The 14,048-nt window shown below is 64.8% G+C and carries 11 protein-coding genes and 1 pseudogene; all 12 read left to right on the top strand.

All coding sequences use genetic code 11. The features are described from left to right. Positions 1-163: 163 nt before the first annotated feature. On the top strand, positions 164-1,240 hold the full coding sequence (locus ACLMAL_RS09460) for an ABC transporter ATP-binding protein (RefSeq protein ID WP_411998725.1): 1,077 nt from the start codon (positions 164-166) through the stop codon (positions 1,238-1,240). Between the two features lie 44 nt (positions 1,241-1,284). After that, the gene (locus ACLMAL_RS09455; RefSeq protein ID WP_328412430.1) at positions 1,285-2,046 is read left to right on the top strand and encodes an ABC transporter permease; all 762 of its coding nucleotides are present in this window, start codon (positions 1,285-1,287) and stop codon (positions 2,044-2,046) included. A gap of 81 nt (positions 2,047-2,127) precedes the next feature. Next, positions 2,128-2,916: an MlaE family ABC transporter permease gene (locus ACLMAL_RS09450; RefSeq protein ID WP_406238953.1), complete on the top strand. Its 789-nt coding sequence runs from the start codon at positions 2,128-2,130 to the stop codon at positions 2,914-2,916. A 34-nt stretch (positions 2,917-2,950) separates the two neighbouring features. Continuing rightward, positions 2,951-4,300, top strand: coding sequence for an MCE family protein (locus ACLMAL_RS09445; RefSeq protein ID WP_411998724.1), 1,350 nt, complete (start codon positions 2,951-2,953; stop codon positions 4,298-4,300). Continuing rightward, the gene (locus ACLMAL_RS09440) at positions 4,297-5,373 is read left to right on the top strand and encodes an MCE family protein (RefSeq protein WP_406233573.1); all 1,077 of its coding nucleotides are present in this window, start codon (positions 4,297-4,299) and stop codon (positions 5,371-5,373) included. The genes ACLMAL_RS09445 and ACLMAL_RS09440 overlap by 4 nt, the downstream gene beginning before the upstream one ends. Beyond that, positions 5,374-6,393, top strand: a complete 1,020-nt coding sequence (locus ACLMAL_RS09435) for an MCE family protein (RefSeq protein ID WP_411998723.1) — start codon at positions 5,374-5,376, stop codon at positions 6,391-6,393. Between the two features lies 1 nt (position 6,394). Next, positions 6,395-7,663, top strand: coding sequence for an MCE family protein (locus ACLMAL_RS09430; protein WP_328406561.1), 1,269 nt, complete (start codon positions 6,395-6,397; stop codon positions 7,661-7,663). Further along, positions 7,663-8,904 (top strand): MCE family protein, encoded by a 1,242-nt coding sequence (locus tag ACLMAL_RS09425; protein WP_411998722.1) that lies wholly within the window; start codon positions 7,663-7,665, stop codon positions 8,902-8,904. The genes ACLMAL_RS09430 and ACLMAL_RS09425 overlap by 1 nt, the downstream gene beginning before the upstream one ends. Beyond that, complete coding sequence (locus ACLMAL_RS09420) at positions 8,901-10,142, top strand: MCE family protein (RefSeq protein ID WP_411998721.1); 1,242 nt, start codon at positions 8,901-8,903, stop codon at positions 10,140-10,142. Before ACLMAL_RS09425 ends, ACLMAL_RS09420 begins: the two co-directional genes overlap by 4 nt. A 130-nt stretch (positions 10,143-10,272) precedes the next feature. After that, positions 10,273-11,058, top strand: coding sequence for a hypothetical protein (locus ACLMAL_RS09415; RefSeq protein ID WP_411998720.1), 786 nt, complete (start codon positions 10,273-10,275; stop codon positions 11,056-11,058). Positions 11,059-11,070: 12 nt separating this feature from the next. Then, a complete protein-coding gene (locus tag ACLMAL_RS09410) occupies positions 11,071-11,835 on the top strand; it encodes a hypothetical protein (RefSeq protein WP_411998719.1) in 765 nt (254 codons plus the stop codon). 427 nt (positions 11,836-12,262) lie between these two features. Next, a pseudogene (locus tag ACLMAL_RS09405) lies at positions 12,263-14,048 on the top strand (DNA-directed RNA polymerase subunit beta); the annotation flags it as partial.

The following is a 14,048-nucleotide window of genomic DNA, read 5'->3' as shown; positions in this document are numbered from 1 at the left end:
GCGATTATCGTGAGCGTTTCGGGGTTACTCTTCAGTCAGGTTGAGGTGTGCCGCGTCTCGCCCATGGGTTACAGTGACCGAACCCACTGTGATGCGACACACCGCGACAGCCGAATTGCGTGGTACGCCGGTGGGCTGCTCGCTGAGAATTGTGGAGGTTGGCGTGGGCGTCGAGGTCAGGACCGAGGGTGTTACCAAGTCTTTTGGTTCACAGCGAATTTGGCAGGATGTCTCGCTGACACTGCCCTCGGGCGAGGTCAGCGCCCTACTCGGTCCCTCGGGTACCGGTAAGTCCGTCTTTCTCAAGTCGTTGATCGGTTTGCTGCGCCCGGAGCGAGGCTCCATCTTTATCGGCGGCACCGATATCACCACGTGCTCCAATAAGGAGCTCTACGAGATTCGCAAGCTCTTCGGCGTGCTGTTCCAGGACGGCGCGCTGTTCGGCTCGATGAATCTCTATGACAATGTCGCCTTCCCGCTGCGCGAGCACACCAAGAAGTCCGAGTCGGATATCCGCAAGGTCGTCATGGAGAAGCTGGAGCTGACCGGTCTGCTCGGGGCCGAGAACAAGCTGCCCGGCGAGATCTCCGGCGGTATGCGCAAGCGAGCGGGCCTGGCCCGCGCCCTGGTGCTGGACCCGCAGATCATCCTGGTCGACGAGCCGGACTCCGGCCTCGACCCGGTCCGCACCTCGTACCTGAGCCAGTTGCTGCTCAATATCAACGCGCAGATCGACGCGACGATCCTGATCGTCACGCACAACATCAACCTGGCGCGCACGGTGCCGGACAACATCGGCATGTTGTTCCGCCGTCAGCTGGTCATGTTCGGCCCGCGCGAGGTGCTGCTCACCAGCGACGAGCCCGTGGTCAAGCAGTTCCTCAACGGCCGCATGATCGGCCCGATCGGTATGAGCGAGGAAAAGGACGAGGCGCAGATGGCGCGCGAGCAGGCGCTCGTCGACGCCGGCCATCACCACGGCGGCGCCGAAGAGGTCGAGGGCATCATCCCGCAGATGAAGGCGGAGCCCGGCATGCCGGTGCGACAGGCCGTGCATCGTCGCAAAGAGCGGGTCCGCGAGATCATGCACACGCTGCCGCACCAGGCGCAGGTTGCGATTCGTGAGTCACTTGCGGAGAACGACGACACGCAGGTACTGACCTATAACAGCGGCGACCCAGCAGGTTATCAAGGTGGCACATACGACACAACCGTGCGCCACAACACAACTAACGGGTAACATCTGCGATCGTGAACTCCACCCTGGCGCGATTGCGGACTCCAATGGAGTCAGGGTTTGCTCAGGCCGGCAACATCTTTGCGCTCTTTATCGACGTGCTGCGCAAGACGTTCAAGCGGCCGTTCCAGTTGCGCGAATTCATCGAGCAGTCGTGGTTTATCGCGAGTGTTTCGATTTTGCCGAGCGCACTGGTGGCAATCCCGTTCGGCGCAGTTGTTGCGCTACAGACCGGCTCGCTGATCAAGCAACTGGGAGCCGAATCTTTCACCGGTGCAACCAGCGTGCTCGCTACCGTGCAGCAGGCCGCCCCGGTCGTCACCGCCTTGATCATCGCGGGCGCGGCCGGGTCGGCGGTCGCTGCCGACCTTGGTTCGCGCACCATCCGCGAGGAGATCGACGCGCTCGAGGTGCTCGGCGTGGATCCGGTCCAGAAGCTGGTGGTGCCACGCGTCCTCGGCATGACCCTGGTGGCCGTGCTGCTCAACGGTCTGGTGTCGGTGGTCGGCATCGCGGGTGGCTATTTCTTCAATGTGCTGCTGCAGGGCGGTACGCCGGGCGCCTACCTGGCCTCGTTCTCCGCGCTGGCGCAGTTGCCGGACCTGTGGATCGGTGAGATCAAGGCGCTCGTGTTCGGTCTGCTCGCCGGCGTGATTGCCGCGTACAAGGGGTTGCATCCCAAAGGGGGCCCGAAAGGAGTCGGTGACGCGGTGAACCAAGCGGTGGTGATCACGTTCCTGGTGTTGTTCTTCGTGAACCTGGTGCTGACCCTGGTGTATCTCCAGGTCGTCCCCGCCAAGGGCGCCTGACCCGTGGCCACTTCCTACCGCAGCCCGGCCCTGGCCAAGACTGCCCGCCGGGCGGGCGAAATCGTGCGTATGCCACTGAACATGGTCGATCGCGCCGGTGAGCAGATGTCGTTCTACTCCCGCGCCATCGCCTGGATTCCGCGGACCGCGGTGCATTACCGCAAGGAGGTCATGCGGCTGCTCGCCGAGGTGACCTTCGGCAGCGGCGCGCTCGCGGTGATCGGCGGCACCATCGGTGTCATCGTGTTCATGTCCGGCTCGGTCGGTGTCGTGGTCGGCCTACAGGGCTTCAAGGCGCTCGACTCACTCGGCAGCTCGGTGCTGACCGGCTTCCTCACCGCCTATATCAATACCCGCGAGATCGCGCCGCTGGTAGCGGCGCTGGCACTATCGGCAACGGTGGGTTGTGGTTTCACCGCCCAGCTCGGCGCGATGCGCATTTCCGAGGAAATCGACGCGCTCGAGGTGATGGCGGTGCCGGGTGTGCCGTTCCTGGTCTCTACCCGTGTGATCGCGGGATTCCTCGCGGTCATTCCGCTGTACATCGTCGGTCTGCTCGGCACATTCCTGGCATCGCGAATGATCAGCATTTGGTTCAACGGGCAATCCAGCGGCTCCTACGACCACTATTTCAGCCTTTTCCTACCACCAGAGGACGTGTTGTATTCGTTCCTCAAAGTGCTGGTATTCGCGTTCGTGATCATCATGGTGCATTGCTATTACGGCTTCCACGCCACCGGCGGTCCCGCCGGCGTCGGTGTCGCGGTCGGCCGGGCGGTGCGTGCGGCGATCGTGCTCGTGAATGTGCTCGACTTCTTCCTGAGCCTGGCGATCTGGGGAACAACCACGACGGTGCGGGTCGCGGGATGAGCCGCATCCGTGGCGAGCGAAGTGAGGCTCGGTCATGAGTTCCGTTCAAGCCTGGCGGTCTACCGAAAAGGTGCGGGTCCGGGTTCTCGGTATCGCGTTCTTCGTGATCTGCGCGCTGTTCCTCTGGACCACCATCGCGATCTACAACAAACAGTTCGTGAAGACAGTCGAGGTCAACCTCATCACCGACAGCGTCGGCAATGCGCTCACCCGCAATGCGGACGTCAAGGTCCGCGGCGTCCATGTCGGTGAAGTCCGTTCCAGCCAGTCCGAGGGCGGCAAGGTGACCTTGGCGTTGGCGCTGGATCCCGGCAAGGCCGAACAGATTCCGGTGAACGCGACGGCCCGGCTGCTGCCCAAGACGCTGTTCGGTGAGCGGTACGTGGATCTGGTGATCCCGGACGATCCCAGCGCCCAGCATCTGACCAATGGCGTCACGCTGCACCAGGACACCAGCGGCAACGCGATCGAGATCAGCAAGCTGCTCGATGATCTGCTGCCGCTGCTGCAGGCGATTCCGCCGCAGGATCTGGCCGCCACCCTCGGCTCGCTGTCGCAGGCGCTGTCGGGTCAGGGTCTTGCGCTCGGCGAGACGATCGACAAGCTGGACAACATCTTCCGCGAGGTCAACGTGGTGATGCCGGATCTGCAACAGGATCTTGCGAGCTTTGCCGACGTGGCCGCGACCTACTCCGATGCCGCGCCGCAGCTGATCGACGCGCTGAACAATCTGCGTACCACCAACGCGACCATCGTGCAGAAGCGCTCGCAGATCGACACGTTGATAGCCTCGCTGACCCCCACCGCGGCCACCACCGCCGACTTCTTCCTCGCCAACCACGACAACATCATCGATCTGGCCGTCGACTCCCGGCCCGCCCTCGAACTGCTGGCGACCTACTCGCCCACCTACGCGTGCGCGCTGGCGAACTTCGCGAAGATGAAGCCGCGCATCGACCGCCTCTTCGGCAAAGGCACCGATCGGCCCGGCTCGCGGGTGACCATCGAACTGGTCAACACCCGCGGCAAGTATCTGCCCAACCAGGACGAGCCGCGCTGGCTGGACACCCGGGGGCCGTGGTGCGTTCCGGAGTACCCGCTCGGCGTCGACCCCGGTCAGTACACCGGTGGTTCCGCCAACGAGGGTTCGTATCAGGTGCCGAGCCGCAACCCCGGCGACCAGAACACCGGATACCTGGAGACTCCGCAGTTCGGTGTCTACCCGGCAGGCAGTGCGCCGACCACGGCGAATTCGCCACTCGAGCAGCAGACCCTCGGCGCGATCTACGGTGCGGCCAACGATGTTTCGCCGGAACAGGTGCCCAGCTGGGTGACTCGGATCGGAGCGCCGGCATTCCGCGGAAGTGAGGTGAGCGTGCGATGAAACAGAAGCTGCGTGGCGTGGGATCGCCGCTGACCAAGCTGATCATCTTCGTCATTGTCACCCTTTTCGCGACCACGGTGCTCGGCCTGTCCATCGCGAACTACAGCGGTGGCGGTACCGAGTTCAAGGCCAGGTTCACCGATGTCACCTCGCTGAACCCGGGCGACGAGGTGCGCATCGCGGGTGTGCGGGTCGGCAAAGTCACCGACGTCTCGATTGTGGACAAGCGGCTGGCCGAGGTGAAATTCGAACTGGCCGACCGCAATTGGCTGCCCGCCTCGACTACGGCGACCATCCGCTACCGCAACCTGGTCGGCCAGCGCTATATCGCGCTCGAGCAGGGGGCAGGCGAGCAGGGCCGCAAGATCAACAAGGGTGCGACGATTCCGCTGGAGAAGACGCGTCCGGCATTGAATCTGACCACTCTGTTCAATGGCTTCCGACCGCTGTTCCACACGCTCACCGCCGACGACGTGAACAAGCTGTCCTTCGAGATCATCCAGGTGTTCCAGGGCGAGCAGGGCACCATCAAAGATTTGGTGACCAGCACCGCGAGCCTGACGAACAAGATCGCGGACAAGGACGCCGTCATCGGGGAACTCGTGAAGAACCTGACCGCCGTGCTGGAAACGGTCAACCAGCGCGAGGACAACTTCGACCAGCTGATCGTCAATACCGAGGCGTTGGTCAGCGGGCTCGCCGCCGAGCGCGACACCATCGGACGTTCGGTGACCTCGCTGGGCAACCTGGCCTCGGCGACCTCGGATCTGCTTGTCCCGACCCGGCCGTCGCTGCAGGGTTCGATTGCCGGGCTCAACCAGCTCACCGGCACCCTCAACGAGCGCAAGGACGACGTGAACGAGGTGCTGCACAACCTCCCGATCAAGATGGAGAAGCTCGGCCGCGTCGGCAGTTACGGCTCGTGGTTCCAGTTCTATCTGTGCGGTATCGACATCGTCGTCGGGCCGGGTGTGCCGGATGCGCCGCAGCTCAACCTCCCGGCCGGGATGCCGACGATCAACCAGCCGCTCTACACCAACGCCGCGCCGCGCTGCCACGGGAAGGGCCGCTAGATGGACGACCGGATCCTGCTCGGCAAGCGCAGCCCCGCATTCATGGGTGTGCTCGGCCTCGTGATGGTGCTGCTGGTGACGATCTCCGCGTTCTTCCTGGACCGGCTGCCGATCATCGGCGCGGGCACCAAGTACACCGCCGAGTTCTCCGAGGCGGCGGGCATCAAGAAGGGCAACGAAGTCCGCATCGCCGGCGTCAAGGTCGGTGCAGTGTCGGATGTCCGGCTGGCCGGTGACCGGGTGCTCATCGACTTCCGCACCAAGGACGCCTGGGTCGGCAACGAGACGACCGCCTCCATCCAGATCAAGACCGTGCTGGGGCAGAAGTACCTGGCGCTGGACCCGAAGGGCTCCAAGCCCGCCGATCCGAGCAAGCGAATCCCGTTGTCGCGCACGCTTTCTCCGTACGACGTGGTGGATGCGTTCAGTGATGCGGCAAAGAACATCGACGAGATCGACACTGCGCAGCTGGCCACCAGCATGCGGGTGCTGTCGGAGGCATTCGCCACCACGCCGCCGGAGATCCGCAGTTCCATCGATGGTGTCGCCAGGCTCTCGGAGACCCTCGGCAAGCGCGACCAAGAGCTCAAGCGGATGTTCGCCGCGACCAAGCAGACCACCCAGGTGCTCGCGGATCGCAATGCCGAGTTCGAGCGGCTGCTCGCCTCGGGCGGGCAGTTGCTGACCGAGCTCAATGTTCGTCAGCAGTCGATCTCGCAGTTGCTCACCGGAGCCAAGACGGTGGCGGCCGAACTCAGCGCGCTGGTGCACGACAACCAGGAGCAGATCGGCCCGGCCCTGACCAATCTGAAGGCCTCCATCAACCTGCTCAACGCCAACCAGCAGAACATCTCCAAGACATTGGAACTCGCGGCGCCGTTCTACGGCCTCTACGCCAACGTGCTCGGCACCGGTCGCTGGTTCGACGCGGTGATCGTCAACCTGCTTCCGCCGGGCCTGCCGGAAATTCCCGGTGATCGACCGCCGGTGCGTTCTTTCGGCCCTCTGGAAGGTAACTGACATGGCGACGAGCTGGCGCGGTGAGCCCTTGACCGCACTGCGGTCCTCCAGTCGCGGCACCAAGGCGGCCATCGCCGTGGTGGTGGTCGCTGCCCTGCTGGCGGCGGGTGTGTTGTGGTGGCTGTTCGATCGGATGACCACCACCAAGATCACCGCCTACTTCGATCGATCGGTCGGCATCTACGAGGGTTCCGACGTGCGGGTGCTCGGGGTGCCGGTGGGACGGGTCGCCTCGGTCGAGCCGCTGGGCGACCAGGTCAGGGTCGTCATGGATGTCGACCGGAAATACGACGTGCCCGCCGACGCCAAGGCCGCGCAGATCACCCCCTCGGTGGTCTCCGACCGATTCATCCAGCTGACGCCGGTGTATACCGGCGGGCCGAAAATGGGCCGCACCGCGACCATTCCGCGGGACCGCACGGTCACCCCGGTGGAGGTCGACCAGCTGTACAAGAGCATCACCGAGCTGTCGGATGCGTTGGGCCCCAACGGCGCCAACGCCGAGGGCGCGGTGAACGAGCTGGTGCGCACGTCGGCGGCGAACCTGGCAGGCAACGGCGAGGCGCTCGCCAACAGCATCACCCAGCTCTCGCGGGCGGCGCGCTACCTGTCCGACGCGCGCGGGGACATCTTCGACACCGTGAAGAACCTGCAGAGCTTCGTGACCATGCTGGCCCAGAACGACTCGCAGGTGCGTCAATTCAACGCGCAGCTCGCGGATCTGTCCGGGTTCCTCGCCGGCGAACGGCAGAACCTCGGTGAAGCGTTGAACCTGCTGTCGGTCGGCCTCGGCGATGTCGCCCGGTTCATCGACGACAACCGCGACCTGATCGCCGACAACGCGCAGGCGCTCACCGAGCTCACCAAGACCCTCGCCGACAAGCGCGATGATCTCGCCGCCGCGCTTCCGGTGCTGCCGCTGGCGCTGAGCAATCTGATCAATGTGCACAACGGCGAATCGGGCACGCTCGACATGCGCGCCAACTTCACCGATCTGCAAGATCCGTTCGGTGCGGTGTGCAAGATGCTCGATCTGAGCAAGCTGATGCCGGGCGATCCGAAGTTCGAGGCCATCGGCAAGCAGATGCGACCGCTGCTCGACCACTGCAAGGAGATCACCGACCAGATCACCGCGGGCGTGAAGACGCCGACGCTGATCCTGCCGTTCGGCATCCTCAGTGGCGAGAACGAGCAGCGCGCCCCGGTGCCGGGGACCGTGCCGGGCACCCCGTCCGATCAGCTTCCGCCGTCGCAGGGAGGTGGCCGGTGATGAGCCGCAACACGATTCGCAAGGGCGCAGCGGCCGTGGCGCTGAGCGCGGTCGGCCTGCTGGTGGCCTCGTGCGCCTCCAACGGCATCTACAGCGTCCCGCTGCCGGGTGGCGCCGATGTCGGCGCGCACCCGATGCACATCGACATCCAGTTCGACGATGTGCTCGACCTGGTGCCGCAGTCGGCGGTCAAGCTCGAAGGCGTGCCGGTGGGTCGGGTGGAGGAGATCGTCATCGGCAAGGACCAGTGGACCGCGAGCGTGCGGACCCTGGTGAACTCCTCGGTCGAGCTGCCCGCCAACGCCAAGGCGGAGGTGAAGCAGACCAATCTGCTCGGTGAGAAATTCATCGAGCTGACCAGACCCACCGCGGATCCGGACCCGAAGAAGCTCACCGACGGCTCGGTGATCCCGGTCGCCAACACCCGGCACGCCACCGAAATCGAGCAGGTGCTCGGCGCGATGTCGTTGCTGCTCAACGGTGGTGGCGTCGCGCAGCTGCAGCCCATCGTCACCGAGCTGAACCGGACGTTGGGCGGCCGCGAGGACAAGGTGCGTTCGCTGCTCGATCAGGCGAACACGCTCATCGCAGGACTGGACGCACAGGTCGACAACATCACCAGGGCCATAGATGGTCTCGCGACACTGAGCGGCCGGGTGGCCACCCAGACCGATCAGATCGGCAAGATCCTCGACGAACTGCCCGAGGGTATCAAGATCCTCAATGAGCAACGCCCGCAGCTGATTTCGATGCTGGCTCAGCTCGATCGGGTCGGCCAGGCCGGTTTCGAGGTGCTGGACCGCTCGAAGAACGATCTGATCACCGATCTGCGTGCACTGCGTCCGACACTGCAGGAGCTCGGCCGCGCGGCGCCGGATCTGGTCACGGCGCTGCCGCTGGTGCCGACCTACCCGTTCCCCGACTCGACGCTGGAGGGCACCTTCGGTGGTCAGGTGAACACCTGGCTGTCGGTGGACCAGCAGATCGGCGTGACGCTGAGCAATCTCGGTGTCGGCAAGGGTGATCCGGTGTACATCCCGCCGAAAACGGGTCCGACGCCGGTGATCAACCCGACCAACCCGTACTACAACGGGAACGGTCCGCGACCGGGCTGGCCCACGGTCTCGATCCTGCCGCTGCCGCCGAACATGGCCTTCGCGCCCGCGAACGGCGTTGCGCCGCCGACGAATCCGCTCGGTGCGATTCTCGACCAACTCGGTGTGGGAGGTGGTCCGCGATGACCCGCCTTGTCCGTAATCAGCTGATCCTCTTCGTCGTGGTCGCGGTGGTGGGTGTGGTGCTCGTCAGCGCCAAGTACATCCGCCTGGACAATATGCTCGGCTTCGATCTGTACACCGTGAAGGTGGAGACGGCGCAGACCGGCGGCATCTACAAGGGCGCCGAGGTGACCTACCGCGGCGTTCCGGTCGGCCGGGTCGGCGATCTGGAGCTCTCCGACAAGGGCGTGGTGATGAACCTCGTCATCGACTCGAGCTCGCCGGACATCCCGGCCTCGGCCAAGGCCGTCGTTGCCAACCGCTCCGCCATCGGCGAGCAATACCTGGATCTGCAGCCCGATTCCGATCGCGGTCCCTATCTGCGCGACGGCTCGGTGATCACCTCGGCGACGACACCGGTATCGATCGAGGAACTGATCGGCAGTGTGGACTCGTTCACCAGCTCGGTCGACCTGGCCGCGCTGAACACCACCGTCACCGAGCTCGGCAAAGCGTTCAACGGCAAGGGCGACGATCTGCAGGTTTTCGTCGACTCGCTGAACAAATTCACCGTCACGTTCAACGAGACGCTGCCGCAAACGATTCAGCTGATCAAGGACGGCCGCATCGCGCTCGGCACCCAGGCCGAGCAGGACGGCGCGATCCGCCGATTCAGCAATGGCCTCGATCTGCTGACCGCTCAGCTACGGTCCAGCGACCCCGATCTGCGCAGGCTGATCGGGACGGGAACGGACGCAAGTGACCAAATCGGCGCGCTGCTCAGCGAGAGTGGCCCCGCACTGACCGAGGACCTGGCGAACCTGCGCCAACTGTTGCAGTCCATCTCGCCGAAGTTCTACGCGCTGCGGCCGCTGCTGATCATGCTGCCGTCGCTGTCCATCGGCGCCTCCTCTACCGCCCCCGGCGACGGCACCAGCCACTTCGGTCTCGTCCTCGAAGCCAATAACCCGCCCGCGTGCACGTTGGGCTACGAGGGGACCCAGCGGATCCTCGAGCAGATGAAGCGGGAGAATCCGGATTTCGACGACACGCGTGACGAGTTCCCGTTCAACCGGGACGCGAAATGCACTGTGCCGTTTGGTAATCCGACCGCGGTGCGCGGTGGCGCGCGGGCCGATCTCGCAGACCCGAGCATCGTGCAGCCGTGGGATTCCAACCCGAAGACCGACCCGGAAAAGCTGAACCTCAACCCGATCGCTGTTCAGATGGCCACCCTGCTGGGGGTCACGCCGAAGCGGTGACCAGGACCGACGCGGCGTCGCCGCAATAATTACTGACGTTAGGGTGTGCAGTCGTGAGTGAGCGCAGCGAGCGAACTATAGGCACAGCGCCACGGGGCACGACGGAACCGAGCGTCAGCGAGGTGCAGTCGTGAGTCCCGATCTTTCCAAGGAACAGCCTGGACCCAACGCGCCCGATTCCACGGAATCCGACGCCGCGGCGGCTGTCCCCACGGAGGCCGCCGCCGAGTCGCCGACCGCGGAACAGTCCACAGCGGAGCCGGCGGCGCGGGCGGTCGATTCCGTGCTCGCCGACACTGCGGCGGGGCGGCCGCCGTTCGTCGTCACCGTGGTGGCCGCCGCCGCGCTGGTGATCGCGCTGGTCGCCGCGGCCTGGTTCGGCGGGGGCTGGGTGCGTGCCGCGTTCTTCACCGACGGTCCGCGCACCGAGGCGCGTGATGCCGCGCTCACCGATGCCAGGCAGGCCGCGATCAATCTGATGTCGATCAACCCGGCCGATGTGGAGGGCTCGATCGCGATGATCCAGTCCTCGATGACCGGCCAATTGCTCGACGAGGCGACCAAGGGGCAGGAACAGCTGCGGACGACGGCTTCGGAGTCCAAGACCAAGCTGGAGTCGAAGGTGCTCGGTGCGGCCCTTACCTCGTTGAACTCCGAGCGGGACCGGGCATCGGCGCTGGTGGTGCTGCAGGTGACACGCAGCGTGCCCGATACCGCGCCGGTCAGCTTCCGGCAGTCCTGGACGCTGAACATGATCAAGGAGGGCGAGGTCTGGAAGGCGGAGAAGGCGGAATCGCTCGGGCAGCCGGTGCCGCTGGACGCACCGAAACCAGGTAGTACGCGCGGTGCGCCGCAAGCGCCCGGTGCTCCTGCCCCTGCTCCTGCCCCCGCGCCCCCGACCAAGCCCGGCTCGTAGGAGGACCGATTCATGGCATCCAAACGACCCGTCAACCGCGTAACGCCCAGGAATCGGGCTGCAACCGACCGGGCGGTCGCGGGCGCGGGAGCGCGCAATCGGCGAGCTGCAGAGCCTGCCACGTCGAACCGCAGGCCGACCGGCAAGACCCGGGTCGCCGATGAGCCGCGCACCGCGAGGACCCGCCGTCCTAAAGTCGCCGGCAACACCGAGACGGTCGAATCCGGCACGCCACCGCAGCACGACGTCGAGCAGCGGCCTGCTCGGCGGCCACTGCGGCGCTCGAAGACCGGCTGGGGTGTTGTCATTGCGGGTGTCGTCGCCACAGTGCTGCTCGCCGGTTTCGCGGTGCTGGCGGCCTTCCGGCCCGGCGTCGACGATTCGAACCAGGCGTTCGTGCAGACCAAGGCCACCGAAGAAGTGAGCGCCGCCGCGGAGCACGCGCTGCGCACCGTGTTCGCCTACGACGTGAAGAAGCTCGACGGCTACAAGGATGCGGTGCACCAGGTGGTGACCGGGCAGATGCTGACCGACTTCGACAAGTACGCCGACACCAATATCGCCGCTATCAAACAGGCCCAGACCAGCGCGGATGTCGATGCCAAGCCGATCGGAGTGACCTTGCTCACCGATGACAAGGCCGAGCTGCTCGTCAATATGGTCGTCAGCGCGAACAAAGACGGCGTTGCGCAGGAAAGCGCCTCCGGTCCGATCGTTTTGCGCATGCAAAAAAAGGACGGACGTTGGCTGGCCAGCGACATCGTCGATCGCAATTGAGCCGCTCGACCTGGTGATCTTGTAGCGCGGCAGGCGATCTCGGTGCGCCCCTGGTCGGCGCTGCCACTTGACGAGTTTCGCCCGACCCGTCACGCTATTCACAACAGCGGCAGCTGTCACAGTGGCTCCAAGCGCCCCGTGGCTCCCGACGCAGCCAGCGATTCGGGCCCGGCGCGCCAGCCATATAGGTCACGGCGCGCCGCCACGCGGAGGCTCGCTCTGGTGGTACTTTGACACCTCGGCGTATGTAGGTGTAGGTTTGGACGTTGCGCTGGCTGCCTCCTGTCCATACCTCGATTCGCACACGTGAGTTCCACCCTTCCGGTGTTACTTCCGCTGTTGCCTGTTCGGGTTTCGTTCGGGTTGTAACCAGCGGAATTCGTAGCAGACAAGCGACGGTCGCGGACCACCACGCGACGCGCGTGAGGTGCTGGAAGGACGCATCTTGGCAGTCTCCACCCAGACCAAGGCACTTGCCGGAATCCCCGGAGCCCCATTGAGGGTGTCTTTCGCGAAGATCCGTGAACCCTTGGAGGTGCCCGGACTTCTCGATCTACAGACGGACTCATTTGCATGGTTGATCGGTTCGCCTTCATGGCGTGAAAAGGCCGCGCTCCGCGGTGACGGCGGACTAACGGGGGGTCTCGAGGAGGTGCTCGAGGAGCTCTCGCCGATCGAGGACTTCTCGGGCTCGATGTCCCTGTCTTTCTCGGATCCTCGTTTCGAAGAGGTCAAGGCCTCCATCGACGAGTGCAAAGACAAGGACATGACCTACGCGGCGCCGCTGTTCGTCACCGCTGAGTTCATCAACAACAACACCGGTGAGATCAAGAGCCAGACGGTCTTCATGGGTGATTTCCCGATGATGACCGACAAGGGCACGTTCATCATCAATGGCACCGAGCGCGTCGTCGTTTCGCAGCTGGTGCGTTCGCCGGGTGTCTACTTCGACAACAGCGTCGACAAGAGCACGGAAAAGGACCTGCACAGCGTGCGCGTCATTCCGAGCCGCGGCGCGTGGTTGGAGTTCGACGTCGACAAGCGCGACACCGTCGGTGTCCGCATCGACCGCAAGCGTCGCCAGCCGGTCACCGTGCTGCTGAAGGCGCTGGGTTGGACGACCGAGGAGATCGTCGAGCGTTTCGGCTTCTCCGAGATCATGATGTCGACCCTGGAGAAGGACAACACCGCCGGTCAGGACGAGGCGCTGTTGGACATCTACCGCAAGCTGCGCCCGGGCGAGCCGCCGACCAAGGAGTCCGCGCAGACCCTGCTGGAGAACCTGTTCTTCAAGGAGAAGCGCTACGACCTGGCGCGCGTCGGTCGCTACAAGATCAACAAGAAGCTGGGCATCCACCTCGGCGAGCCGATCACCGCGTCGGTCCTCACCAAGGAAGACATCGTCACCACGATCGAGTACCTGGTGCGCCTGCACTCCGGTGATCGGATGATGACCGCGCCGGGTGGCGCAGAGGTTCCCGTCGAGGTCGACGACATCGACCACTTCGGCAACCGCCGCCTGCGCACCGTCGGCGAGCTGATCCAGAACCAGATCCGGGTCGGCCTCTCGCGCATGGAGCGCGTGGTCCGCGAGCGGATGACGACTCAGGACGTCGAGGCGATCACGCCGCAGACCCTGATCAACATCCGCCCGGTCGTCGCCGCGATCAAGGAGTTCTTCGGAACCTCCCAGCTGTCGCAGTTCATGGACCAGAACAACCCGCTGTCGGGTCTGACCCACAAGCGCCGTCTTTCGGCCCTTGGCCCGGGTGGTCTGTCCCGTGAGCGCGCCGGTCTGGAAGTCCGTGACGTCCACTCCTCGCACTACGGCCGCATGTGCCCGATCGAGACCCCGGAAGGCCCGAACATCGGCCTGATCGGTTCGCTGTCGGTGTACGCGCGGGTCAACCCGTTCGGTTTCATCGAGACCCCGTACCGCAAGGTCGTCGAGGGCAAGGTCACCGACGACGTCGTGTACCTGACCGCCGACGAGGAGGACCGGCACATCCGTGCGCAGGCCAACTCGCCGGTCGACGCCGAGGGGCGCTTCCTCGAGGACAAGGTCCTGGTTCGTCGTCTCGGTGAAGAGGTCGAGTTCGTTTCGGCCGCCGAGGTCGATTACATGGATGTGTCGCCGCGTCAGATGGTGTCGGTGGCGACCGCGATGATCCCGTTCCTCGAGCACGATGACGCCAACCGTGCCCTGATGGGTG

The sequence above is a fragment of the Nocardia sp. CWNU-33 genome (assembly GCF_046764895.1).
GTDB lineage: Bacteria > Actinomycetota > Actinomycetes > Mycobacteriales > Mycobacteriaceae > Nocardia.
Note: the sequence above shows the minus strand (reverse complement) of the source record. Positions and strands in the feature narration are given on the sequence as shown.